This window comes from Staphylococcus sp. HMSC06C11 (assembly GCF_001808345.1).
GTDB lineage: Bacteria > Bacillota > Bacilli > Staphylococcales > Staphylococcaceae > Staphylococcus > Staphylococcus capitis.
This window is the reverse complement of sequence record NZ_KV793047.1, coordinates 146,789-172,625: the sequence shown is the minus strand read 5'-3', so window position 1 is coordinate 172,625 and position 25,837 is coordinate 146,789. Positions and strand designations below refer to the sequence as shown.

At 33.9% G+C, this 25,837-nt stretch carries 26 protein-coding genes and 1 pseudogene; 11 read left to right on the top strand and 16 right to left on the bottom strand.

Translation table 11 applies throughout. The features are described from left to right. Window positions 1–141: 141 nt before the first annotated feature. The 5 genes and pseudogenes from HMPREF3154_RS09280 to HMPREF3154_RS09260 all read right to left on the bottom strand — a co-directional run bounded on the left by HMPREF3154_RS09280 (window position 142) and on the right by HMPREF3154_RS09260 (window position 5,674). Window positions 142–1,386, bottom strand: coding sequence for a Glu/Leu/Phe/Val family dehydrogenase (locus HMPREF3154_RS09280; RefSeq protein WP_023350604.1), 1,245 nt, complete (start codon window positions 1,384–1,386; stop codon window positions 142–144). A gap of 108 nt (window positions 1,387–1,494) precedes the next feature. After that, window positions 1,495–2,685, bottom strand: coding sequence for an ornithine--oxo-acid transaminase (locus HMPREF3154_RS09275; RefSeq protein WP_023350605.1), 1,191 nt, complete (start codon window positions 2,683–2,685; stop codon window positions 1,495–1,497). Between the two features lie 327 nt (window positions 2,686–3,012). Beyond that, a pseudogene (locus tag HMPREF3154_RS09270) lies at window positions 3,013–4,139 on the bottom strand (NADH-dependent flavin oxidoreductase). Window positions 4,140–4,471: 332 nt separating this feature from the next. Beyond that, window positions 4,472–4,852, bottom strand: a complete 381-nt coding sequence (ygs, locus tag HMPREF3154_RS09265; protein WP_002433374.1) for a S1 domain-containing post-transcriptional regulator Ygs — start codon at window positions 4,850–4,852, stop codon at window positions 4,472–4,474. Window positions 4,853–5,080: 228 nt separating this feature from the next. After that, entirely contained in the window at window positions 5,081–5,674 is a 594-nt protein-coding gene (locus HMPREF3154_RS09260; RefSeq protein ID WP_002433133.1) for a peptidylprolyl isomerase, read from the bottom strand. A 65-nt stretch (window positions 5,675–5,739) separates the two neighbouring features. Here HMPREF3154_RS09260 and kapB point away from each other — a divergent pair, with 65 nt between their 5' ends. The 9 genes from kapB (at window position 5,740) to HMPREF3154_RS09215 (ending at window position 13,385) form a co-directional block, all read left to right on the top strand. Further along, a complete protein-coding gene (kapB, locus tag HMPREF3154_RS09255) occupies window positions 5,740–6,120 on the top strand; it encodes a sporulation phosphorelay system protein KapB (RefSeq protein WP_023350606.1) in 381 nt (126 codons plus the stop codon). A 182-nt stretch (window positions 6,121–6,302) separates the two neighbouring features. Beyond that, window positions 6,303–8,708 (top strand): Na+/H+ antiporter subunit A, encoded by a 2,406-nt coding sequence (locus tag HMPREF3154_RS09250; RefSeq protein WP_049326437.1) that lies wholly within the window; start codon window positions 6,303–6,305, stop codon window positions 8,706–8,708. Further along, complete coding sequence (gene mnhB1 / locus HMPREF3154_RS09245) at window positions 8,701–9,129, top strand: Na+/H+ antiporter Mnh1 subunit B (protein ID WP_023350608.1); 429 nt, start codon at window positions 8,701–8,703, stop codon at window positions 9,127–9,129. Before HMPREF3154_RS09250 ends, mnhB1 begins: the two co-directional genes overlap by 8 nt. After that, entirely contained in the window at window positions 9,129–9,476 is a 348-nt protein-coding gene (mnhC1, locus tag HMPREF3154_RS09240; protein ID WP_023350609.1) for a Na+/H+ antiporter Mnh1 subunit C, read from the top strand. The genes mnhB1 and mnhC1 overlap by 1 nt, the downstream gene beginning before the upstream one ends. Further along, complete coding sequence (gene mnhD1, locus HMPREF3154_RS09235; protein WP_023350610.1) at window positions 9,463–10,959, top strand: Na+/H+ antiporter Mnh1 subunit D; 1,497 nt, start codon at window positions 9,463–9,465, stop codon at window positions 10,957–10,959. The genes mnhC1 and mnhD1 overlap by 14 nt, the downstream gene beginning before the upstream one ends. A gap of 1 nt (window position 10,960) precedes the next feature. Beyond that, the gene (gene mnhE1, locus HMPREF3154_RS09230) at window positions 10,961–11,443 is read left to right on the top strand and encodes a Na+/H+ antiporter Mnh1 subunit E (RefSeq protein WP_002433263.1); all 483 of its coding nucleotides are present in this window, start codon (window positions 10,961–10,963) and stop codon (window positions 11,441–11,443) included. Beyond that, on the top strand, window positions 11,440–11,733 hold the full coding sequence (gene mnhF1, locus HMPREF3154_RS09225) for a Na+/H+ antiporter Mnh1 subunit F (protein ID WP_002433123.1): 294 nt from the start codon (window positions 11,440–11,442) through the stop codon (window positions 11,731–11,733). The genes mnhE1 and mnhF1 overlap by 4 nt, the downstream gene beginning before the upstream one ends. Beyond that, entirely contained in the window at window positions 11,711–12,067 is a 357-nt protein-coding gene (mnhG1, locus tag HMPREF3154_RS09220) for a Na+/H+ antiporter Mnh1 subunit G (protein WP_023350611.1), read from the top strand. Before mnhF1 ends, mnhG1 begins: the two co-directional genes overlap by 23 nt. 157 nt (window positions 12,068–12,224) lie before the next feature. Then, window positions 12,225–13,385, top strand: coding sequence for an FAD/NAD(P)-binding protein (locus tag HMPREF3154_RS09215; RefSeq protein ID WP_023350612.1), 1,161 nt, complete (start codon window positions 12,225–12,227; stop codon window positions 13,383–13,385). A gap of 65 nt (window positions 13,386–13,450) precedes the next feature. On the opposite strand, the gene HMPREF3154_RS09210 is transcribed toward HMPREF3154_RS09215, so the two are convergent. The 6 genes from HMPREF3154_RS09210 to HMPREF3154_RS09185 form a co-directional block, all read right to left on the bottom strand. Continuing rightward, on the bottom strand, window positions 13,451–13,825 hold the full coding sequence (locus HMPREF3154_RS09210) for a PaaI family thioesterase (protein WP_023350613.1): 375 nt from the start codon (window positions 13,823–13,825) through the stop codon (window positions 13,451–13,453). A 24-nt stretch (window positions 13,826–13,849) separates the two neighbouring features. Next, a complete protein-coding gene (locus tag HMPREF3154_RS09205) occupies window positions 13,850–15,166 on the bottom strand; it encodes a Na+/H+ antiporter family protein (RefSeq protein ID WP_037548539.1) in 1,317 nt (438 codons plus the stop codon). Window positions 15,167–15,499: 333 nt separating this feature from the next. Next, entirely contained in the window at window positions 15,500–16,981 is a 1,482-nt protein-coding gene (locus tag HMPREF3154_RS09200; RefSeq protein WP_023350615.1) for a M17 family metallopeptidase, read from the bottom strand. A 104-nt stretch (window positions 16,982–17,085) separates the two neighbouring features. Then, window positions 17,086–18,294, bottom strand: coding sequence for an NAD(P)/FAD-dependent oxidoreductase (locus tag HMPREF3154_RS09195; protein WP_002469921.1), 1,209 nt, complete (start codon window positions 18,292–18,294; stop codon window positions 17,086–17,088). A 378-nt stretch (window positions 18,295–18,672) separates the two neighbouring features. After that, window positions 18,673–19,032: a HesB/IscA family protein gene (locus tag HMPREF3154_RS09190; protein ID WP_002433168.1), complete on the bottom strand. Its 360-nt coding sequence runs from the start codon at window positions 19,030–19,032 to the stop codon at window positions 18,673–18,675. A 73-nt stretch (window positions 19,033–19,105) separates the two neighbouring features. Next, window positions 19,106–19,351, bottom strand: a complete 246-nt coding sequence (locus tag HMPREF3154_RS09185; protein WP_002469913.1) for a YuzB family protein — start codon at window positions 19,349–19,351, stop codon at window positions 19,106–19,108. 317 nt (window positions 19,352–19,668) lie between these two features. Between HMPREF3154_RS09185 and HMPREF3154_RS09180 the strand changes: the two genes are divergently transcribed. Further along, window positions 19,669–20,733 (top strand): NAD(P)/FAD-dependent oxidoreductase, encoded by a 1,065-nt coding sequence (locus HMPREF3154_RS09180; RefSeq protein WP_070474688.1) that lies wholly within the window; start codon window positions 19,669–19,671, stop codon window positions 20,731–20,733. A 59-nt stretch (window positions 20,734–20,792) separates the two neighbouring features. Here the strand turns inward: HMPREF3154_RS09180 and HMPREF3154_RS09175 are convergent, their stop codons facing one another. Next, window positions 20,793–21,113: a YuzD family protein gene (locus HMPREF3154_RS09175; RefSeq protein WP_023350616.1), complete on the bottom strand. Its 321-nt coding sequence runs from the start codon at window positions 21,111–21,113 to the stop codon at window positions 20,793–20,795. Between the two features lie 100 nt (window positions 21,114–21,213). Here HMPREF3154_RS09175 and HMPREF3154_RS09170 point away from each other — a divergent pair, with 100 nt between their 5' ends. After that, complete coding sequence (locus HMPREF3154_RS09170; RefSeq protein ID WP_002433501.1) at window positions 21,214–21,456, top strand: NifU family protein; 243 nt, start codon at window positions 21,214–21,216, stop codon at window positions 21,454–21,456. A 210-nt stretch (window positions 21,457–21,666) separates the two neighbouring features. On the opposite strand, the gene dltD is transcribed toward HMPREF3154_RS09170, so the two are convergent. From dltD to dltA, 4 genes are read right to left on the bottom strand one after another with little or no spacing between them, the layout of a single operon-like run. After that, on the bottom strand, window positions 21,667–22,908 hold the full coding sequence (dltD, locus tag HMPREF3154_RS09165) for a D-alanyl-lipoteichoic acid biosynthesis protein DltD (protein ID WP_023350617.1): 1,242 nt from the start codon (window positions 22,906–22,908) through the stop codon (window positions 21,667–21,669). After that, a complete protein-coding gene (gene dltC, locus HMPREF3154_RS09160) occupies window positions 22,905–23,141 on the bottom strand; it encodes a D-alanine--poly(phosphoribitol) ligase subunit 2 (RefSeq protein ID WP_002433359.1) in 237 nt (78 codons plus the stop codon). The genes dltD and dltC overlap by 4 nt, the downstream gene beginning before the upstream one ends. 17 nt (window positions 23,142–23,158) lie before the next feature. Beyond that, window positions 23,159–24,373, bottom strand: a complete 1,215-nt coding sequence (gene dltB / locus HMPREF3154_RS09155; RefSeq protein WP_023350618.1) for a D-alanyl-lipoteichoic acid biosynthesis protein DltB — start codon at window positions 24,371–24,373, stop codon at window positions 23,159–23,161. Further along, the gene (gene dltA / locus HMPREF3154_RS09150) at window positions 24,370–25,827 is read right to left on the bottom strand and encodes a D-alanine--poly(phosphoribitol) ligase subunit DltA (protein WP_037560609.1); all 1,458 of its coding nucleotides are present in this window, start codon (window positions 25,825–25,827) and stop codon (window positions 24,370–24,372) included. The genes dltB and dltA overlap by 4 nt, the downstream gene beginning before the upstream one ends. Window positions 25,828–25,837 lie beyond the last annotated feature (10 nt).

Genomic DNA, 25,837 nt, shown 5'->3' with positions numbered 1-25,837 from the left:
TCAGTACTTCTTGTTTAAACTGAAATATATATATTTATTTATATTTTTCGGAAGTTCTCAACTGGTTCTTAACTTTAAAAAACCTACAACTCATTACAAGTTGCAGGTTTGCCTATCACTTTCTTTATATAGTTGTAAATATTAAGCCCAACCACGATAACGAGCAGCTTCTGCTGTACGTTTAATACCTACAATATACGCGGCAAGTCTCATATCAATTTTTCTGTTTTGAGCTAATTCATAAATTGTATCAAATGCAGTGACTAATTTTTCACGTAATTTTTCATTAACTTCTTCTTCTGTCCAGTAGTAACCTTGGTTATTTTGAACCCACTCGAAATAAGATACTGTCACTCCACCAGCACTTGCTAATACGTCTGGAACAAGTAAAATACCTCTTTCAGTTAAAATACGTGTAGCTTCTGGAGTTGTTGGACCATTAGCCGCCTCAACAACAATGTCAGCTTTAATATCATGCGCATTATCTTCTGTAATTTGATTAGAGATTGCAGCAGGTACTAAAATATCACAATCTAATTCAAATAATTCTTGGTTAGAGATTGTTTCTTCAAATAAGTTAGTCACTGTACCGAAACTATCACGACGATCTAATAGATAATCTATATCTAAACCATTAGGGTCATGTAATGCACCATAAGCATCACTAATACCAACTACTTTGGCACCTAAGTCATATAAAAATTTAGCTAAGAAACTACCAGCATTACCAAAACCTTGAATAACTACTCTAGCGTCTTTAACATTCATACCTCTACGTTTGGCTGCTTGTTCAATTGCAATAACAACACCTAAAGCTGTTGAACGGTCTCGACCTTCTGAACCACCTAAAACGATAGGTTTACCAGTGATGAAACCTGGTGAGTTAAATTTATCTAGTGCACTATACTCATCCATCATCCATGCCATGATCTGTGAGTTAGTAAATACGTCTGGTGCTGGAATATCCTTATTTGGTCCAACGAATTGAGAAATAGCTCTTACATACCCACGAGATAATCGTTCAACCTCATGAATACTCATTTGACGTGGGTCACAAACGATACCACCTTTACCACCACCATACGGTAAGTTAACGATACCGCATTTTAACGTCATCCACATTGATAACGCTTTAACTTCTTCTTCATCAACTTCTGGGTGGAAACGTACCCCACCTTTAGTAGGTCCAACGGCGTCATTATGCTGTGCACGATATCCAGTAAAAGTTTTAACTGTACCATCATCCATGCGAACTGGAATGCGAACTTGTAAAAATCTTAATGGTTCTTTAATAAGATCGTACATTCCATCGTCAAATCCCAATTTGTGTAATGCTTCTTTAATAATCCCTTGAGTGGAAGTCACTAAATTATTATTCTCAGTCATGATCCTATTCGCCTCTTTTTAACTAATGATTTCGCTTTCAAATTTTATTGTAACACAAGTATACGCTTTTTAAAGGGTTTACAAAGCGAATGTTACAAGTTTTTGAACTTACTCAAATACACTTCTAATTTTATCTAATGCTAGGTCTAATTCCTCTTTAGTGATAACTAATGGTGGTGCAAATCTAATTACTGTATCATGCGTTTCTTTACATAATAAACCTTTTTCTTTTAAGGCTTCACAATATGGTCTAGCACTTTCATTAAGCTCTATACCAATGAATAAACCTCTTCCGCGAACTTCCTTAATTGAAGGATGTTCAATTTTTTGAAGCTCACCCTTGAAGTATTCACCTAGTTCTAATGAACGGCCCGGCAAGTCTTCATCTATAATTACATCTAATGCTGCAATAGAAACTGCACAAGCAAGCGGATTACCTCCAAATGTTGAACCGTGTGATCCTGGTGTAAATACATCAAGCACCTCATTATCTGCCAAAACTACAGAAATTGGTAACACGCCTCCGCCTAAAGCCTTTCCTAAAATGTAGACATCTGGTTTAACATTATCCCAATCTGTAGCAAATAGTTTACCAGAACGACCTAGACCTGCTTGGATTTCATCTGCAATAAATAAAATATTGTGTTCATCACATAATTCTCTAATCTCTCTAAGATAACCTTCTGGTGGTACATTAATACCAGCTTCCCCTTGAATAGGTTCAACTAAAATCGCTGCAGTGTTCTCATTAATTGCCTCTTTCAACTTATCAACATCACCAAAATCAACTTTATGGAAACCATCTAGTAAAGGACCATAACCGCGTTGATATTCAGCTTCTGATGAAAGTGATACTGGAGCCATTGTACGACCATGGAAGTTACCATTAAACGCTATGATTTCGGCTTGGTTAGGTTCAATCCCTTTAACATCATAAGCCCAACGTCGAGCTGCTTTTAATGCAGTTTCGACTGCTTCAGCACCAGTATTCATAGGTAATGCTTTATCTTTACCAGCCAATTTGCAAATTTTCTCATACCATTCCCCTAAGTTATCACTATGAAATGCGCGAGAAACTAAAGTCACTTTATCTGCTTGTTCTTTCAAAGCTTGAATAATTTTAGGATGACGGTGTCCCTGATTTACCGCAGAATAAGCTGAAAGCATGTCCATATATTGATTTCCTTCTGGATCTTTAACCCATACACCTTCCGCTTCCGAAATAACGATTGGAAGTGGTACATAGTTATGTGCACCATAGTGGTTAGTCAATTCAATAATTTGTTCAGATTTAGTCATAATATCTCCCCTTTGTTATCAAAATTATGAAACTTATTAACAATATCATAACTGATTTCTAACGGCTCTCAAGCTTTATTTTATTGAAAATGAAATACCCTCTAAAAATTTTTGCGTCGGCTATTTTAAATCAATAATTAAACACATCAAAAGTGAACACCAACATCTTTGAAAGCCCTTACAAATATAATGACACAATATTGCTACAATTTACAAGCAAAATTTACAATATTTCCACAACTTTTAATTTATAACTTACAACCTTTTAGAATAAAAAATAAACCAAGTCCCTCTATTAAGTTGGAACTTGGTTTAGTATTGAAATGTTTATTTATCTTTACGAGGCAATGGATAGAATCCTTCATCAAATTGTTTCCATAAATTTGGTGGTAACTCATGACGATCTTCTCTATTCGGATCATATTCACTAATAATTTCATCTTCTTGTCCATTTTTAATTTTGCCGACAAAGTCATAATCAAGAAGAATTTCACGACCTAACGCAACAAGTTCTACACCGACATTGTCAATGGCATTCAACGCATCTTCAGGTGTAAATATTGAGCCAATACCAATAAGAGGCATACGACCATTAATCCAATGATGAATCAGTTTAAGACGATTTTCACCTTTGTATTTACCATCTCGTGTTTCAGAATTAACGTCCATGAGAGAAATATGAATATAATCTAACGGTTGATTCGCAATTTGATTAATAAGTTGTTCAGTAATTTCCATTGATATACCTGGAGATTCTGCTTCTTCAGGTGACAATCTATAACCCACTATGAAGTCATCATTAGCATATTTTTTTTAGCTTTAACAACTTCTTCTATAACTGACATTGGGAATTTAAGATTATCTGCCCAAACATCGTTTCTTCTATTATAATAAGGTGACACAAATTGGTGGATAAGGTAATGATTCGCGCCATGGATTTCTACACCATCAAAACCTGCCTCAATCACTCTTCTTGTTGCTTCTCCAAAATCTTTAATCGTTTGTTCTATTTCGTCAGAAGTCATCTCACGCGCTTCGTGAGGTTCTTGCTGACCAAAACTCTTGAGTGTAATAGGACTAGGTGCGACAACATCACCTTGTGGTGTTAGATTAGGTAAAGCTTGAGCACCACCATGGTGAATTTGTACTATTGCTTTCGCACCATTTTTCTTCATTGCTTTTGCAAGTTCTTTTAGGCCTTCAATGTCAGAATCATGAGCTACTGAGGGCTGTCCTGGGAAAGCTTTCCCAACATCATTAACATTACTTGCAGCATTAATAGCAAGTCCTACATCTTTAGAACGTTTTTCAATATATGGAATTTCTACATCAGAAATCGTTCCATCATCATTCGATGAAATATGAGTTAATGGAGCTAAAACAAAACGATTTCTCAATTCTACACCATTAGGTAACACGAGTGGTTCGAATAAAGATTTATATTTATTATTCATGTGTTAATACTCTCCTTGTTTTTATGTTGTCACGACTATATCATGCAAGTTTTAAATATCTCTAATTTTTTGCTTGCACGTGCATTTTTATCGAAACTTTACCTTTAGAAAGGTAATTAGTTGAGATTACGCAGATTTCTTAAATCTGTGTTCCTTAGTATCACTTTTTATTTTTTCAAAGATAGAACGTATTTAAATTTATAAATTAAAAATTGCTTTTAAGACAAAAAGAAAACGATAATCCTACGACTATATATCGTAAAGATTATCGTTATGATGCGATGAATTACTCTTAGTGAGTTCATCACATATTGGCACGAATGTACAGTCATTCAGTCGTTACGAATGGCACGTTTAGACTGTTTGATCCAGACCGGTAAGCGTTCTTCAAGTGTTTGAAACCCATACTTTTCCGTCTCTCTTATTTCATCTAAGACTGACTGTTTTTCTTTTTTACGTTCATAATTTTTAAAGTAATCATTATCTTTTAAAGACAAGTTTAATTTTCCTTCATCATCGATGGATAAAATTTTAGCTTTTACAATTTGTCCCTCAGATAGAAATTTCTTCAAGTTATGGACATAGTCATCCATGATTTCAGAGATATGGATTAGTCCTTCAGTATGGTCAGGGGTCTCAACAAATGCGCCATACGGTTGAATACCAGTCACACGTACCTTGATATGTTGACCTACTTTATAGTGATTATTCAACGTGATAACCCCTTATTTCGATTTTTCTTAACACACATATCATAGCATAAATCATTTTTATGGACTAACTAAAACGATAATAAATTTCAATTATTCTAAAAATTGTTGTGTAACGCGTACCTTTTTAATCTATTTTAAAGCTACAAAAAAAGCTTTAAGTCATATACATCAACCAGACATATAATGACTTAAAGCTTTAATTCATTTAAAACATTTTAACGTTTAATCTTATTCTTCAACGTCGATAGATTCGATAACCACGTCATAAACTGGTTTATCTTGAGCGCCTACTTTAGTATTAGCGATATCTTCTAAAGTAGATTCCCCATCAATCAATTGACCAAATACTGTGTGTTTTTGGTCTAACCAAGGTGTACCACCCTTTTCACCATAAGCTTCAACTATAGGTTGAGGCCAGCCACCATCAAGTAATTGATTTAGCATATTTTCAGGAACTTCTTTCATTTGGACTACAAAGAATTGAGAACCATTAGTATTTGGTCCAGCGTTTGCCATTGAAAGTGCACCGTATAAATTGAAAGCTTCTAAAGAGAATTCATCTTCAAATGCTCCACCATAGATACTTTCACCGCCCATACCAGTAGCAGTTGGGTCGCCACCTTGAACCATAAAATCATTGATTACTCTATGGAATGTCACGCCATCATAATATCCGTTCTTAGAATGTGTCACAAAATTTTCAACTGTTTTAGGGGCAATGTTTGGGAAAAGTTTAAAAGTCATATCTCCCTTATTTGTATGCATAACGACTTTAATTTCGTTATCTTGAATCTCTGTATTTAACTGAGGATAGTTCGCCATTTAAATTCTCCATTCATGTTATGATATAAGCATATCTTAACACATTTGAAAGGAAGGAATATAGCATGTTATATCGATTTTCTCACAAGACTGGTAGTTATGGTGTAACTATTAGAGAAGAGAATGACGATCAGGTTTTAGTACAAGTTGAACAAGTCATTAAACACCCTAAACAAGGTGATTTACATAATCCTAACGAAACTAAAGGTGTCTACTTTCATGAGCGTAAGGCTTTAAGCCACTTTGAAAAACGATATGCAAAACGTTCACAGCTACGAGAATTCAATGTAGAAGAAATGAATTACGAGGATTCACTTCAACAAGCTATTACAGATTTAGAACATCAATTAAAGGATGATGATTCTGAACATGCACGTCTCTCACTTAAAAATTTAAATGAACTTAAAGAGGATTATTCAATTCAATATAAAAGAGAATTTGTCTAAAATTCTTTTAAAAATGTCGTGAACGTTTACAAAACTTAAATTTTTTCTGTGAAATTTAACGTGTTTCTTCTTATTTAACAGTCCCTCAAAATCAATGCCTTCAAGCGATTAAGAGGTTTTTCAGACTAAGAGCATTCATGTATAATGTAAGTCATAAATATTTTTTAAAGGAGGACAACATAATGAGTTTGTTACATATTGCGGTACTATTACCGTTAATATTCGCACTCATTATTCCTATCCTGTATCGGTTCGTTAAACGTATACACTTAGGATGGTTTGTATTACCTGTTCCAATACTCTTATTTATCTATTTCTTATCTATGATTTCTATTACGAAGTCAGGTAATACAGTAATGAAAACCTTAAATTGGATGCCACATTTTGGAATGAATTTTAATCTATTTGTGGATGGCCTTGGATTACTCTTTAGCCTCCTTATAACAGGCATAGGTAGCTTGGTTGTTTTATATTCCATTGGCTACTTAAGTAAATCTGAGCAACTTGGGAATTTTTATTGTTATTTATTACTATTTATGGGTGCAATGCTAGGAGTTGTACTTTCAGATAATTTAATTATTTTATATTTATTTTGGGAGTTAACTTCATTTTCAAGTTTTTTACTTATCTCATTTTGGAGAGAGAAAAAAGCATCAATTTATGGTGCGCAAAAATCACTAATTATTACCGTTCTAGGCGGATTAAGCTTGTTAGGAGGAATTATCCTATTATCGTTAGCCGCCCATACATTCAGCATTCAAACGATGATTGAAAAAGCAAGTGACATACAAAATAGTCCTTTCTTTATCTTGGCAATGGTATTAGTCATGATTGGCGCGTTTACTAAATCAGCTCAAGTACCATTTTACATTTGGCTACCTGATGCAATGGAAGCACCTACACCAGTAAGTGCTTACCTTCATTCAGCTACAATGGTTAAAGCTGGACTGTATTTAATAGCAAGAATGACGCCCATCTTTGCTATATCTGAAGGTTGGGTATGGACAATCACTTTAGTAGGATTAGTCACACTTTTTTGGGCTTCATTAAATGCCACAAAACAACAAGATTTAAAAGGCATTTTGGCATTTTCAACTGTATCTCAACTTGGAATGATTATGTCCATGTTAGGTATAGGTGCAGTGAGTTATCACTACAATGGTGCTGATAGCCAAGTTTATGTTGCAGGTTTCATTGCTGCCATTTTCCATTTAATCAACCATGCAACATTTAAAGGTGCATTATTCATGATTACTGGTGGTGTTGATCACTCTACAGGTACTCGAGATGTAAGAAAATTAGGTGGATTACTTACAATCATGCCTATATCATTTACTATCACAGTTATTACTGCATTAAGTATGGCTGGAGTTCCACCATTTAACGGCTTCTTATCAAAAGAAAAATTTTTAGAAGCAATGATTGATGTGACACATGCGAATTTAATGAGCCTCAGTACTTTAGGCTTTATATTCCCAATCATAGCGATTGTAGGTAGTATTTTCACTTTCGTGTATTCAATTAAATTTATTATGCATATATTCTTTGGTAAATATAAGCGTGAAAGTTTACCACAATCTGCACATGAATCATCAATTTTAATGCTTTTATCTCCAATTATTTTAACTCTTTTAGTTATTGTATTTGGACTTTTCCCAAGCATTTTAACGCAATCTATTATCGAGCCTGCAACTCAATCAGTGAGTCAATCTACAGGAATAACTGCCGAGTTCCATCTTTTCCATGGAATTACACCAGCATTTATTTCAACAATAGCTATATATATTATAGGTATATTACTTATCATTACATTTAGCTATTGGGTGCGATTATTAGAAGCTCAACCTAATCAACTTAAATTTAATCATTGGTACGATACTATGGGACGCAAGATTCCAAGTTATTCTGAAAATATGACCAATAGCTATGTTACTGGTTTCTCTAGAAATAACTTAGTCATTATATTCGGTATCTTAATACTACTTACATTAGTGACTTTAATCAGTGTTCCATTTAGTATTAATTTTAAAAATGTAAGTCAGTTCAGAATTTTTGAAGGTGGCATTGTACTATTCTTACTCGTTGCCTCACTTTTAATTATATTTGCTAAATCGCGACTCTTTAGCATAATTATGCTAAGTGCTGTAGGTTATGCAATTTCAGTATTATTTATATTCTTTAAAGCACCTGACCTAGCTTTAACTCAGTTTGTTGTTGAATCTATTTCTACGGCTTTATTCTTATTATGTTTCTATCATTTGCCAAATTTAAATCGTTATAATGAGTCGCCAGCGTTCAAAATTAACAATGCTATCATTTCTGTTGGTGTTGGTTTAGTAGTCATTATTTTAGGTTTAATCGGATATGGAAACAGACATTTTTCTTCAATTACAAAATTCTACCAAGACCATGTATATGATTTAGCTCATGGTAAAAATATGGTAAACGTTATACTTGTCGACTTCCGTGGCATGGATACTTTATTTGAGTCATCCGTACTAGGTATAGCTGGTTTAGGTGTTTATACGATGATTAAACTTCGACTTAAACAGAGAAATCAATCAAGCGAGGTGAATGACCATGAATAGACAAAAGAATAACTTAATGTTTCAATACGCCGCTGTCGTCATTTTCTTCATGGTCATCGTCTTCGGTTTCTCATTATTTCTAGCAGGTCACTATACGCCCGGGGGTGGCTTCGTCGGAGGTTTATTGTTTGCGAGTGCGCTATTAGTCATTACAATCGCATTCGATGTAAAAGCAATGCGTAAAATTTTTCCTCTGGACTTCAAAGTTTTAATTGGCATAGGCTTACTGTTCTGCGTAGGTACACCCATTGCAAGCTGGTTTATGTCTAAAAACTTTTTCACACATGTCACTTTTGATATACCGCTTCCCCTACTAGAACCCATGCATATGACAACGGCAATGTTCTTTGATTTTGGGGTACTTTGTGCAGTAGTAGGAACTGTAATGACTATTATTATTTCGATTGGAGAGAACGAATAGTGGAAATTATCATGATATTTGTTAGTGGTATTCTCACAGCAATAAGTGTCTATCTCGTTTTGTCTAAAAGTTTGATACGAATTATTATGGGGACTACTTTACTAACACACGCAGCAAATTTATTTTTAATTACTATGGGTGGATTGAAACATGGTACTGTTCCTATCTATGAAAAAGGAACATCCAGCTATGTTGATCCTATACCTCAAGCACTAATCCTTACTGCAATAGTTATCGCATTTGCTACAACAGCATTCTTCCTAGTACTTGCATTTAGAACTTATAAGGAACTTGGAACAGATAATGTTGAGCGTATGAAAGGAGCACCTGAAGATGAAAGAGAGTAACCTGCTCGTTTTAACACTTGTGATACCTATTTTGACTGCAATCTTGCTTATCTTTATCGGAAAGCGTCCGCTAATTAAACGTTACGTGGCACTTGCTGGATCAATATTGACATTGATTGTAGCTCTTTTTAATTTAAAAAATGTATTACATTCAGGACCTTTAAAAGTAGAATTAGGTTCATGGAAAGCGCCATACAGCATTGTCTTTGTATTAGATGTTTTTAGTGCTTTACTTATTATCACAAGTATTATTATAACGATTATAGTAATTTTATATTCCTATCGTTCTATAGGCATTGAAAGAGAACGATATTATTACTACTTTTCAATTATGTTTATGTTAATCGGTATTATCGGCGCTTTCACTACTGGTGATATCTTTAATATGTTCGTGTTCTTTGAAGTCTTCCTAATGTCTTCTTATTGTTTACTAGTCGTTGGAACGACAAAAATTCAACTTCAAGAAACGATTAAATACGTTCTAGTTAATGTTGTTTCTTCTTCATTCTTTGTTATGGGTGTAGCGATACTTTATTCAGTAGTTGGAACACTTAACTTGGCGCATATTAGTGAAAGATTATCTAATTTATCAGTTCATGATAGTGGCTTAGTCAATATCGTATTCATCTTATTTATCTTTGTCTTTGCAACTAAAGCTGGTGTCTTCCCTATGTACGTATGGTTGCCAGGCGCATATTACGCACCACCTGTAGCCATTATCACATTCTTTGGAGCCCTGCTTACTAAAGTGGGCGTCTACGCTATAGCTAGAACGCTCAGCTTATTCTTTAATAGTACGGTTAGCTTTTCACACTACGTCATTCTATTCTTAGCGTTACTTACAATTATCTTCGGATGTGTAGGTGCCATAGCTTATTATGATACTAAAAAAATCATTCTATATAACATTATGATTGCAGTTGGTGTCATTTTAGTCGGTGTATCTATGATGAATGAAAGTGGCATGATGGGTGCTATTTACTACACTATTCACGATATGCTAGTGAAAGCTTCACTATTCTTACTTATAGGAGTTATGTATAAGATAACTAAGTCAACAGACTTGCGACATTTCGGTGGTCTAATCAAGAGCTATCCTGTATTAGGATGGACATTCTTTATTGCTGCACTTAGTCTAGCAGGCATACCACCATTGAGTGGTTTCTATGGGAAGTTTTATATTGTACAGGCCACTTTTGAAAAGGGATTCTACCTAAGCGGTATCATTGTCTTATTATCAAGCTTAATCGTTCTATATTCAGTCATACGTATCTTTCTCAAAGGTTTCTTCGGTGAAGCAAAAGGTTATGATATGACACGCAAAGTGAACGTCAATTACTTAACAACTATCGCCGTTATTTCAACTATTATTACAGTATTATTCGGCTTGTCCGCTGACTTACTGTTCCCTATAGTTAAAGAAGGTTCTGAAACTTTCACTGATCCAAATATCTATATTCACAGCGTTTTAGGAGGTAAGTAATATGGCCGCACAATTTATCGTCAATTTATTGGTCGCTATCATTTGGTTATTTGTAACGGATAGTTACACGTTAAATAACTTTGTTCTAGGATTTCTATTTGGTCTTATACTTGTTTACCTCCTACATCGAGTAATGCCAGGTCGCTTTTATTTAGTAAGAATTTATCGCATCATCGTATTAATTCTTACATTTTTAAGTGAACTGATAAAAGCGAATTTCGATGTTCTGAAAATCATCCTCAAACCAAATATCACGAATAAACCAGGTTTTTTCGTGTATGAAACAGATCTTAAGACAGACTGGCAAATTGTCTTACTTTCAAATCTTATTACGTTAACCCCAGGAACTGTGGTATTAGGCATTAGTGATGATCGTAGGAAAATATACATTCATGCGATTGACTTTAGTACTAAAGAGGAAGAAGTTGAAAGTATAAAAACTTCATTAGAAAAGGTAGTAAGAAAGGTGGGTGAAAACGAATGACACATAATATTTTCATTATTATTGCATTAATTATTGTTGTAGCTTCAATGTTAGCCATGTTAGTACGTGTCATTCTGGGCCCTTCTTTAGCCGATCGTGTTGTTGCACTTGATGCTATTGGACTACAGTTGATGGCTGTGATTGCCCTATTTAGTATTTTATTAAATATTAAATACATGCTAGTAGTTATTTTAATGGTAGGTATACTAGCTTTCTTAGGTACTGCAGTTTTTTCTAAATTTATGGATGAAGGTAAGGTGATTAAACATGATAACAACGATCATCATTAGTATTGCCGTAATCTTTGTCATGTTAGGTGCTTTGATTAGTGCCTTTGCAGCGATAGGCTTAATCAGACTAAAAGATGTTTACTCACGTGCCCATGCTGCCGGTAAAGCAGCAACACTTGGGGCGATGTTTCTACTCTTTGGTGCCTTCCTGTATTTCATCGGCACTGAAGGCTACGTCAATATGCAATTAATCATCGGCATTATCTTCGTTTTCATAACTGGTCCACTTTCTAGTCACATGATTATGAAAGCAGCCTACAATATTCAAACACCTTACAGTAAAGATACAAAAGTTGATGAAATTAAAGAAGATATGAAGGATACAAAATTATAGTTCTAAAACTCTAAGGAAATAATAAAACATATTTCCTTAGAGTTTTTTTATACGACATAATACATCAATAGTCTTTTGTCTATATGCATAAAATGTGATATGATTTAAATCGTAATTATTCCGATTTAAAAATAAGAAAGTTAAGGGAGTGCTTTACATGCATTGGACTATTATTGGTGGCGGAATTCAAGGTACAACTGTAGCAATTAAACTAAGAAATGAAGGAATAAGTAGCAATCAACTAACTATTATTGATCCTTATCCTTCCCTATGTGAACAATTCAACGAGTATACCAAACGTATAAGTATGCCTTTCTTAAGATCGCCATTTGTGCATCATATACATCCCCAACCTTTTCATTTAAAACAATATGCTAAATTAAATCAATATACTTCGGCATATTACGGCCCATATAAACGTCCTCAAAGAGATATGTTTATGCATCATATTCATGATTTAGTACATCAATACGATTTAAACAAAAGTCATATTCAAAGCATTGCTTCTAAAATTATGAGTAATCAACAAGGCAAATGGCAAATTGAATTACATAACGGAGAGTCAATCCTTACCGATTGCGTAGTTATAGCAAATGGATGTAATCATCAACCATTTATACCTTCGCAATTTATTAATAAACCTAAAGTAACTCATATATTTGATAAGAATTATGATCAAACAATTGAAGAAAAGGCTAATCATATAGTTGGTTCAGGGATTTCAGCAGCGCATTTAACATTAAAATTAATTAATCATCAAGATAATAATAATAAATTACATTTATGGCTTAATAAAAACATTGAAATACACGATTTTGATGCAGATCCTGGGTGGTTGGGCCCAAAACGCATGAATCACTTGCTAGCAATATCTTCACCAGAAGCGCGTTTAAACGTCATTAATGAAGAACGTCATAAGGGCTCAATGCCCATGGAGTTATTTTTACGATTGAAGAAACAAGAACAAGCGGGTCGGTTAATGATTCACCATTCACCTATAGATGAAATAAATAATAAGACTATCACTTCCAATGGTTGTCATTATAAATATCATCATATTTTACTTGCCACTGGCTTTGTTAATAAAATCTGTAATCAACCTTTGATTCAACATCTTATCTATGATGAACAAGCCCCATTAAATTCGTGTGGCTATCCTTCATTAAGTGAGGAACTTGAATGGCTACCTCAATTGTTTGTTGTGGGGGGACTTGCTGATTTAGAATTGGGACCCTTTGCGAGAAATATCATGGGTGGAAAAGAAGGTGCTGAGAGAATTAGTAAAGCATTACATCGTTTAAATAAAAAGATATCATAAACTAAAAAAGTGCTCCCTCTAATGTAGACTAAATCGTCTTTAAACCATTAAAAGGAGCATCTTTTTTATTTGATTGATTTGATAGCAATAGTGCCACGCATAATACTAATTAATTGATTCGAGTCATTTTTGATTTCAACATTCCATACTTGTGTTGTACGACCTTGATGTATGATCTTAGCAATTGCTGTGACACGTCCCTCTTTTGTTGAATGTATGTGATTAGCATTCATTTCTAAGCCAAGAGGAATATATTGAGTTGTATCTATTAAATTAGCAGCACCCAAAGAACATGCTGTTTCACCTAAGGCGAGACTTGCACCCCCATGTAAATATCCGAATGGTTGTTTAACCTTGTCTGTAACAGGCATTGAAATTATTACAACACCTTCATCCTCTTCTTCAACACGCATTTCAAATGTCTCCAAAAGATTGGTCACGCTTTACACACCTCATTTCAAGTTTTATAGTACCATAGCTGCAATCGTACCAAAAATAATTAGAGGTATATTATAAAACAAGAAGTTCGGAATACACGTATCTCGTATATGATCGTGCTGTCCATCGATATTGAGTCCTGCCGTAGGGCCTAAAGTAGAATCACTCGCTGGTGAACCTGAATCACCAAGAGCACTTGCCGTACCAATTAAGGCGATAAGCGCCATAGTATCAAGACCAATAGATGCGCCGAATGGTATAAATAATGATGCGATAATTGGTATCGTTGCAAATGATGAACCGATACCCAAAGTAACAATAAGACCAATAATATACATGACAATAATACTAATTAATTTATGATCACCAGTGATACTTGTTAAATCTTTAACCAATGTATCAATATCACCCGTTGCATTCATAACCCCTGCAAAGCCGTTAGCTGTCAGTATTACTACCCCAATATACGCCATGATTTTAATACCATCAACAAACTGTTCATCTAGTTCATACCACTTATAAACTCTAGAAATAAAGAAAACGAGCACACCTGCAAGCGCACCAAAAATCATTGAATCTGTAAAAGTTTGGACAATAAATGTCGCTAAAATCGCAATGATTGTCACGATTAAAACATAAGGCTTTAATTCAGTGACTGTTTCACGTTCATCAACATTACGTTGTACGTAGTTTCTTGGTTTACGATACACGATAAAACCTAATATAAGTCCTACAATATAACCCATTGAAGGAATTAACATCGCCTTCCAAATCATACTGAATTCAATTGGGTGATGCGCTTTTTGGAAACCACTTTGAATGATTTGATGGAAGATTTGACCAAAGCCATATGGAAGTAAAACGTAAGGCCAACATAAACCAAAGCCGATTACTAAACCAATGAGTCGTCTATCAATTTTTAAATCATTGAATAAACTAATTAATGGAGGAATAACTATTGGAATAAAAGCTATATGTACTGGAATAAGATTTTGGCTCATAATACTCATTGCTAATAAAGCAAGAATAATAATAACTTTTACTTTTATACGTGAAAGTCTGCTATTTTCTGAATGGATGCCTTCAATAATTTTTCCAACGAGATAATCAGTAATCCCGCTATAAGAAATGAGTGCTGCAAAACCACCTAGTAAAGCGTAGCTTAAAGCAACCTCTGCTCCATCGGTAATATTCTTCCCAAAAACACTGATGACTTTCTCTACACTCATACCAGAAATTAAACCACCTATGAGTGCACTTATAAATAAACTAATGACTACATTGAGTCTACATAAACATAAGACGATCATTAATATAACTGCTATAACAACTGCATTGATCATGTCGCTCCCCATCCTTTACCACTCTATCGAACTAAAGTATTTATGTTTTAAATAGTACCAAGACACAAATTTAATGTCAATATAAAATATGATGCAAAATATTTTATTGTTGTAGTCTTAATTATCCTACTCGTAATCAATGACTGGATTAAAAGTGTGCTAGATTCCAGCTTCTTTTAACCCGAGTCATTTATGTCAAGAGATGGTAAGTGATGAAATATTTGTTAAAAACATTCTTCAATTAAAGTCAATTGTGGAAAACCTCAGAACTACTAATTACATACTATTATGCTTTCACACATAATGAACATCATCTTTACAACTCTAAGGGTGTTACTGGTATTGTTGTTTCAACCATTCTACTACAGTAGGAATCATATAACCTGTTGGCCCTTTTGGACCTTTAAAAGTTGATTTATTAATCGTAGCTGGTCCTGCAATATCAAAATGGATATGAGGTGTCAGACCACTAAAATGCGTAATAAATGCTGCTGCAAATAATGCTTTACCTTGTCCATTCGTATGATTGACTAAGTCTGCTATGTCCGAATTTCTAATTAACTGCTTTTCAGTATCTGTGATAGGTAATTCAAACACTTTTTCATCTACTGATTTAGCTATATCTAACAGACTGTTGATTTCATTTTTAGCGTGAGATTGAAAAGCAGCTGCTTTATCCTCTCCAAGTGCCACAATTGCTGCACCAGTTAAAGTGGCGAAATCCATAATAAGTTGTGGTTGAAATTGCGTAGCATATGTAACGGCATCACCTAGCACCATACGTCCTTCAGCATCACTATTTAACATTTCAACAGTTTTGCCGCTGAGTGCCGTAAAAACATCATCTGGTTTCATAGACTTTTCATTAATCATATTCTCAGCTGAAGCAATAACTCCCACTACATTAACTGGCAATTTTAATCTCTCGATAATATCTATCATTCCAACAACGTTTGCGGCCCCACACATATCGAATTTCATTGTCTGCATACCGATTTTAGATTTAATGCTATATCCACCTGAGTCATATGTAATACCTTTACCTACTAAAGCAATGGGTGCATCATTCGACTTTCCGCCATTGTAAGTTATTGTTATTAAACGAGGACCATTCACCGAACCTTTTCCGACTGCATGTAAAAGCCCAAAGCCCTCTGATACAATTGTTTCCGCATCTTTAATATCTACTGATACCTTTTTATCTTTAAAATGACCTTCAATTTCTTCAGCAAAATATTGTGGTGTTAATATGTTAGGAGGCATTAGACTTAGCTCACGTGCTAAATTAATAGACATCCCTAGTTGTTGACCTTCATTAATAGCAGAAGCAATCTCATCATGTTCAGTTTGTAAATAAATAGATGGTTGATAAGGCGCTTTTTTATCTGATTTATAATTATCAAATTGATAAATGGATTGTTCACTCTGCAATCCGAGAGTTTTAGCCACCTCTACTACGTCATTATGTTTAGACATAAATGTATCTATAAGAACTTCAGCTTCATTAATATGTTCTTGTTTTAAATACTGAAACGTATATCCCCAAACTTTTAATAATCGCTGATAAGAAAGCTCTTTAAGATTACCCAATCCCACTGTTAACAATCGCTTTGGCTGATCATTTATGTAAAGCAAAGTAGACGATATCTTTCCAACCGAGCTTCCAATAATATGATGTTGCTTCAACGTCTCAAGTTGTTCAATAATTGATTGATTCTTATATTTAATGTCTCTTAATTGATTAATGTGTTCTGGTAATCCTACGATGAGCGTTTCAATATATGTGTTAGATTTTTCATTGATGTAAATGTTCATAAAATACCTCCATTTATGTATAACGTATTATAGGTTTCCTATTAAAAAACCCTCCTGCTTAATAAACAGAAGGGTGAAATACATTTATATATAATTAGCTTAGTTTAGAATTTACCTTTTTTGAATGCTAAGCCGATACCACCGAGTTTGAATACGGCACGTGTATCAATAACTTTTTTCATTAATGCAGCTTTTTTACCAGTAATATCTCTACCGTAAACGATACCTACACCATCATGAGCACCTAATGAGCATACTGTACCACGATTTACGTATTGGAAGTCTTCTTTAGATTCACCATTTAAGATATGTTTGATATTTTTGGCAACATGTTCACCTTGTTGCATTGCAATTTGTGCAGTTGTTGGTAATGGACGTTCTTCACCAGCTGGAATGAATGCTGAACAATCACCAATAACAAAAATATCATCGTGACCTTCGATAGTTAAATCTTGCTTATTAATGATACGACCACGTTTAACACCTTCAAATGATTCTTCCATTAACTTACTACCGCGTACACCAGCAGTCCATACTGAAGTACCAGCTTCTAATTGTTGTTTTTCTCCATCTACTTCTACAACGAAACCTTTTTCGTTACAAGCAACAATTGGAGTGGCAATTTTGAATTCTACACCACGGTCTTCTAAGTAATTAACCGCGTAGTTTACAAGTTCATCAGAGAACATTGGTAACATTTTTGGTGCCGCTTCAACACAAGTTAATTTAACTTTACTTTGATCGATACCATATTTACTGCATAATTCTGGAATTCTATCTGTTAATTCACCTAAGAATTCAATTCCAGTGAAGCCAGCCCCACCTACTAAGATTGATAAATCTTTATCATCTTTTTCTTTAGAAGCTGCGTAATTAGCAAATTTATCTTCAATGTGACGAGATAATTTACGAGAAGTTAATACGTTCTCGATTTGGAAAGCATAGTCTTTCATACCTTCAATGCCAAATGTTTCACTTACGAAACCTAAAGCTACTACTAAGATATCGTAGTCATATACTCCCTTGTCAGTTTCGACGCGTTTAGCATTGCGGTCAATTTTTGTCACTTCAGCAACTACGAAGTTAACTTTATCTTGTTTTACAGCACTTTCAACTGGATATAATAAATCTTCATAATTGATTGTACCAGCAGAAGCTTCATGTAACCAAGTTGATTCATAGTGATATTCATTCTTATTAATTAAAGTAATTTCTGCTTCGTCTGCAGAAATTTCTTTTTGTAATTTAGTAACTGTTTGTAAACCAGCATAACCGGCACCTAAAACTAGCACTTTCTTACGATCTTGAGCCATCTCTAATTCACCTAAGCTTTCATAATATTTTAACCAAAATGAAGATAAAGGCTATAAACTTATGACAAGGTAAATTGCCCTATTGTTATAGACTTCGTCGACATCTTAAATTATTACGTCTTTTATCAAGGTTAAATCTTTAGTTGTTCACACAAAAGACAATTTTTAATCCAATTCTAATTTTATAGCTTTTACGCTACATTTTCAAGCTACAACAGAGTTAGATTGTGAAGATTTTAATTTAACTAACGTCGTTCTCACAAATGCCATAGAAACGTTGTAAAACATCCAAATAATATAATAAAAATAGGCACCCTGTTTCCAGGATTGCCTAAAATCTTTTAACATCATTTAATACTGTTCTTTGGTTTGACTTATTTAGCATTGTTCAGGGTTACCTGATACTTTAGCCGTTTTGAATGAGCTTCCACAACCACAGGATGCTATTGCATTTGGGTTATCTATTTGGAAGCCACCGCCCATAAGTGATTGTTTGAAATCAATTGTTGTACCATTTAAAACTGGTGCATCATATTTATCAACAAGTACTTTAAGTCCAAAATATTCTAATACTTCATCGTTCTCACCAGGGGCTTCTTCGGCAGACATTCCATATGTGAGCCCTGTACAACCGCCACCATTCACTTTAATTTTTAAATAGCCATCTGCCATATCATTACTTTCTAACATATCTTTTACTTCATATGCAGCTGCTTCAGTTAAGATTACTGTTGGCATACAATTTACCTCCCAATTTCTCAAAGAAATTTTATAATTTCTACATCATTTTATTGCTAATTTATGTTATATATTAAAACATATTTGTAATATCGTTTTCTTCAATGTGTTTATAAATATTGTTTAATAAATCGTCTGGCGAATCACCTTCAACAATATCACCATCGACAAGTACATACAACCCACTAGAGCACATGCCACAATTTTGCAAGCATCCGTATTCTAATACATCTACGTCCGGATCATTTTCCAATTTTTCATAGACGATATCTCCGCCCTTTGCCATGTTCGACACACAAAATTCTACTAACGGAAACATAAGACACCTTCTTACTATTTTATTAGTCTTAACATTATAACAAAGTTACTAATCATATGCCTATCGGTCAGCTTGATGATTTCCATCATGTATGGTATACCCTTATTTCTAAAAATTAAATTGTATTCTACATTTGTTTGTAGTCATTTTGAAAAACAGATATAATGATGACATATACATATTTACTTTCAATTCAGGGGTTTAGAAAGTAAATCGTTAACTATCTATAGTGTAAACGGGCACATTTTAAAAGATAGTCTCAAAGGGTCTCAATAATTTTTCAAAAATTAAACAAATTGAATAAAGGGGTATAAAAAATGAAAAACTTAGTTTTACTAGGCGGGGGTTATGGTAATATGCGAATTATGTCACGTATCTTACCAAATTCAATTCCCGAGGGGTATCAAGTGACGTTAGTCGATCGAATGCCTTTCCACGGATTAAAACCTGAATTCTATGCACTAGCAGCAGGTACAAAATCAGACAAAGACGTACGTATGCAATTTCCAGATAATAAACAAATTAATACAGTATATGGTGAAATCAATGATATTGATCTAGAGGAACAAATCATTTCTGTAGGCAATTCAAAAATCGACTACGACGAACTCATTATAGGGCTTGGTTGTGAAGATATATACCATAATGTTCCTGGCGCTGAAGAATATACACATAGCATTCAAACATTATCTAAATCACGTGAAACCTTTCATAGTATCAGTGAATTACCTACCGGTGCGCGTGTAGGAATTGTAGGAGCTGGACTCAGTGGTATCGAATTAGCAAGTGAATTACGTGAAAGTCGTTCAGATTTAGAGATTCTTCTATACGATAGAGGCCCTCGTATTTTAAGAAATTTCCCTGAAAAGCTAAGTAAATACATATCAAAGTGGTTTTCTAAACACGACGTTACTGTAGTACCAAATTCAGTTATTGATCGTGTTGAACCCGGTAAGATATATAATAACGGTCAACCTGAAGATATTGATTTAGTAGTTTGGACAGCAGGAATACAACCTGTTGAAGTTGTACGTAACTTACCAATCGATTTAAGCAATACAGGTCGTGTCATTCTTAATCAATATCATCAAGTTCCAACTTATAAAAATGTGTATGTAGTAGGAGATTGTGCTGATCTTCCTCATGCACCTAGTGCACAATTAGCCGAGCTACAAGGTGATCAAATTGCCGATGTACTCAAAAAGCAATGGAATAATGAATCACTACCAGATAAGATGCCTGAAATTAAAATCCAAGGCTTCTTAGGTTCTCTTGGAGATAAACAAGGTTTCGCATATATAATGGATCGTACAGTCACTGGTCGTTTAGCTTCAATTTTAAAATCTGGTGTGCTTTGGCTTTATAAATATCATAATGGTTAAATCATTTATTAAAGGCAAGTTCTACTCATTTAAGAACTTGCCTTTATTTCTGTATTAAACTACGCTTCAAAATGCGTTTCTATAAAGCGTACAACTGGTTTCATTTGAATGTAACCGTCAGCAACATACTCGTCGTTCATCGTCACTAATGGATAAAACAATTCATCTTCTTGAATTCTTTCAATAAACTGTTCGTCATGATCTGTTAAATTCTCTGTATCTCGATTAATATCAATATATGTAAATTCAAAATGATGCTCTGGAAACTTCCGTTTTAGCAAAGGTTGAAGCCATTCATATGTATCTTTCGATGTTGGTGCGTTAACACAACTTGCACAAATTACATCAGCTCCATAAATCACAACACTTATTTTAGTCATTAAAAATCCCCCATCTTGTTTTATAGATTTTTACTACTGAATCTATTATAATGAATTAATAATGATTATGAAATAAATGACTTGAAAGGAGACATGTCACATGCCTACTGAGAACGCAACGATGTTCGATCAAGTAGCTGAAGTCATTGAACGCTTACGTCCATTTTTACTACGCGACGGCGGTGACTGTACACTTGTTGATGTCGAAGATGGTATTGTTAAATTACAATTACACGGTGCTTGTGGTACATGCCCAAGTTCTACAATCACTTTAAAGGCCGGAATTGAACGTGCACTACATGAAGAAGTTCCTGGTGTTATCGAGGTAGAACAAGTATTCTAATCGAATATATGAGTATAGATTGAGTCTGGGATGTTATTCTCAAATTAACAGCAGTAAGATAATTTTTATTAGAAATTATCTTACTGCTTCTTTTATATTTTATACTCTTCATTAACATATAGTTTTGATTTACTTTTAAAAATTTGACAACGTTTATATTTAAAAAGCCAGAAACTACTTATTTGTAGTCTCTGGCTTGATTATTATAAATTATTCATCATGATGCTTCTTTTCGTGATGGTCATGGGCTTTGTGGTCTTTTTTTGGTGGCTGATTCTTGGAGTAATCAACTTTATGATTTTTAGGATCTTTACCATCCATATGTTTAGCAATTTGTTGGTCTACATACACCCAACCTTTCCATCCAATATGAACAGCATCACTAATTACATATTTCTCATAATCTTTATTTGTCATATCATAAATTTTACCACCATTATCTACTACAGTAGAATGGATTTTTTTATAAATAGACTCACGTCTATCTTTATCTATACCGATATGATCATACCATCTACCATTTGATGGAATACTTACGTACTGTACATCTGCACCTGCTTCATGCAGAGTTTGCACTAATAATTGTAAGTCTTGGAATTCTGGAGAATCAATATTAAATTCATAATCACGTTTTATTTTACGTTTATTCTCTTTAATTAACTTCCAGTATGGGTCTCTAATATCAAATTTGTTAGTTTTAGTATTAGCCTTCCCAATATCTATAGCCTTATCTTTCATCTCATTCCAAGATGCATCTTCTTCAGTAGCAGGTTTAACATGTGCTAATGGAGGCTTTTTAAATGAGAATAGAGATTTAATTGCTTCAATTTTTATAAGTTGGTTTTCTTTAAATGCAGAAATATAGTTACCTGAAACTTCCCCTGGATGTTTCGCTTGCTCTCTTAAATATGATTTATTGTGAGCATGCGGGAATTGTAATAATCGTTGAGCATAACGTTTCTTTAAGTCAGCAGGCATATTTTTTTGATTGAACATCTGGTTGATTTGAGTCTGTGACATACGAGCATCAAAGTTTTGATTTGTTAAACCGTGATTGGTAAACCATTGAGGAGAAATAATAAATGTTAATTTCTTCCTTTTGAGATTATCGTATTGTGATGCCAATTCAACAGCATTAATCAAATCCGTTGATCCTCCAGTCCCGAGTAAAAACGTTTGTTTGCTTGAATTGTGTTTATTCAATGCAATACCTGGATTAAAAGGATCATCTTTACCAAGTTCACTTGAACCATATATTGGATAATACTTATCTGACTCAAATAGTTTATTTTGAATGAGCGTGCCTTTTAATACTTGATCTGTTAAAGAAATTCTATTATCAGCTAGCGTTTTATCCGTTACTAAGCCTGTAAACCAGCTTGCTGGCAATAGGACGAAGATAACGAATATCACACCACTAATTAAGATAGGTAAGAAAGGTTTAAATTTCATCGTAACTCTTCTAATGCTTCTACAATTTTATTAGGAGTTGCCCACTCATCTCTATCAAAATCCATAATAGATACTTCAATATCTAATTTATTTTGAATTTCTAAAAGTAAACCTACAGTTTGGAAAGAATCAATAATACCTTCTTCAAAAATTTCTACATCTGGGTTTTCTTTTACAATATCATTTTCAGCTACTTCTGCTAATAAGTCTAAAACTTGATCTCTAAATTCCATAATTAATTACTCCTTTATTAAATAAATTTACCTGAGAAAATTAAGAATCCAAATGTTACAAAATGGAAAGTAATGATAATACTCAATGCTGTAGTAAATCCATTTTGCCAACGTGGTGGATGTTTTTTACGCCAGCGTTCATAATAACCATACCCTATAAACAATGCCGCATGGTATAAACCATAAACAATGTAATATACTTCAAGACCATGCCATATGCCCATAATAAAGAAGTTTAAGAAGAATGCCATATTAGACATTGCAAATTGACTTTTTAATAACTTCTTACGAGACATATAGAATAATGATCTCATGTAAATGCAATCTCTAAACCAGAACGATAAAGTCATATGCCATCTGTTCCAGAAATCTTTAATATTTTTAGCTTTAAATGGTTGATTAAAGTTCGGTGGTGTTTTAATTCCATATAAATAACTTACTGCAATCGCAAACAAGCTATATCCTGCAAAGTCAAAGAATAAGTATAAGCTGTATGCATACATATAAAGCCACATATGTGTTAAACCGTGTAAGTTCATTTGTAATGGGTTAACTGCATACACTTGAATAAAGTACGCAATAATATATTTATACAAGAACCCTAACATAATCATGTGGATGGCTTTAAGAACAAGCTCTCTATACTCTCCACCTGTAGGCACCTTCTTATCGTCTTTAACAAAACGTTTATAACGATCAATTGGTCCAGAAGAAATTGTTGGGAAGAATGAAATAAATTGAATTAACTTCCAAACTTTGATCTCTTTAATTGAACCATCTCTAATTTCCATAATAAGTTGAACACTTTTAAATGTTACGTAGGATATACCTAAGAATCCGACAAATTCGATTAATTTACTTTCATGAAAATGAATCTGATGTCCGCCTAACCATGAACTTTGAAGAATCTTCACAATCGCTAATGGTAGGATAGATAACACCATGACAGTAGTAAATTTAGCAAATGTATTATTCTTTTGACGAGACTTATAATAGAACATGATTAATGCGACTTGCCAAATTACATAAATAATAAAACTTAACAATTGCACACTTAAATACTTTTGACCAAGAAGATTGTGTTTATCTGAAGAAAAGATAAGTACAATCATAATGGCGGTACTTATACCGTTATAAATATAACTACGCTTACCTAAAAATCCGAGTATTATAACTGGTATAAGCACAATAAAAGCAATTAAGAAGAAGGTAAACGTTCCATATGGAATCATCCGTTAACTACCTCTGCAATCTTCTTACGATCTAATTTACCATTTGAAGTAAGTGGTAATTTTTCCATCCATTCGAACTTTCTCGGAATCATATACTCTGGTAAGCGTGATTTAAGTTCATGTTTGATATTCGTTGTAATTTCTAAGTTGTCTTCAACTCTATCATAAGGTACAACAGCACCGATAAGATGTACAACTTTACCATTTTTATAAACTGGTACGACAATTGCTTCTCTTACATATTGTGATTGACGTAATTGCGTTTCAATTTCTTCTAATTCCATTCGATAACCGTTTAACTTTATTTGGAAATCGATACGTCCTTGAATAAACCATAATCCATCTTCTTCTTTAGCCTTATCTCCAGTGTGATAAGTTCTAGTACCATCTTCAAAGTTGAAAACCGCTGTAGTCTTCTCCTCATTCTTAAGATAACCTAAACTCACACTTTGTCCTTCAATAACAAGCTCACCTTCATCAGTAGTTGATAGTGTTGTACCTGGTCGTGATACGCCTACTGGTAGAGGATTATATTGCTCTAATACCTCTTGAGTGATTTGAATACTTGTTACAGCCACTGTAGCTTCTGTAGGTCCATACGTGTTGTAAATTGTGGCACTAGGATATCTACTTACTAAAGCTTTAGCTGTTCTATGAGGTAGAATTTCCCCACAGAAGAAGAAATGATTTAAACTATTATATTGCTTCTCATTAAGATTTGGTAATAATAAACACATTTCGATAAATGAAGGAGTAGATACCCAAACATTAATTGGTGTGTTCATTAACATCTCATTTAACAGTTTAGGTTTTTTAATCATATCTTTATCCACTAAATTAAGAGTACCACCGGACGTTAAGCATGGATATATCGCCATGACCGATAAATCAAATGAGAATGGTGCTTGGTTTAGCCATTCTTGACCTTGTCCAGCTCCATTCAGTGATACCATCCACTCGGCAAATTCAACGAGACTTGCATATTCAATTTGAACCCCTTTAGGTTCTCCTGTCGAACCAGATGTAAAGATAGTATACACAACATCGTTATATTTCATTTGACTATCAAAAATAACAGGATCTTGTGAGTCTTGAATATCTTTAATAGAAATTTCTTTTCCGATAGATTGCTCTAAAGTTTCATCTGAAGTGTTAAAAATAAATTCTGGTTGAACTTTTTCGATAATCATTTTTACACGTTCTTCTGGTACTGATGTATCGATAGGTACATAACCACAACCCGCTTTAATTGCTCCTAACATCCCGACAATCATATACGGAGACATGTGTCCATATAATACCATTGGTTTTTTACCATCTTGTAATTGATGTGCTAACTTACTTGAAGCTTCATCTAATTCTTTATAAGTCAAGACATCTTCTATATGTCTAACAGCTATCTTATCTGGCTGTTCTTTAGCGAAATGATTTAACGTATTAATAATTTCTGCCATCATTACTCTC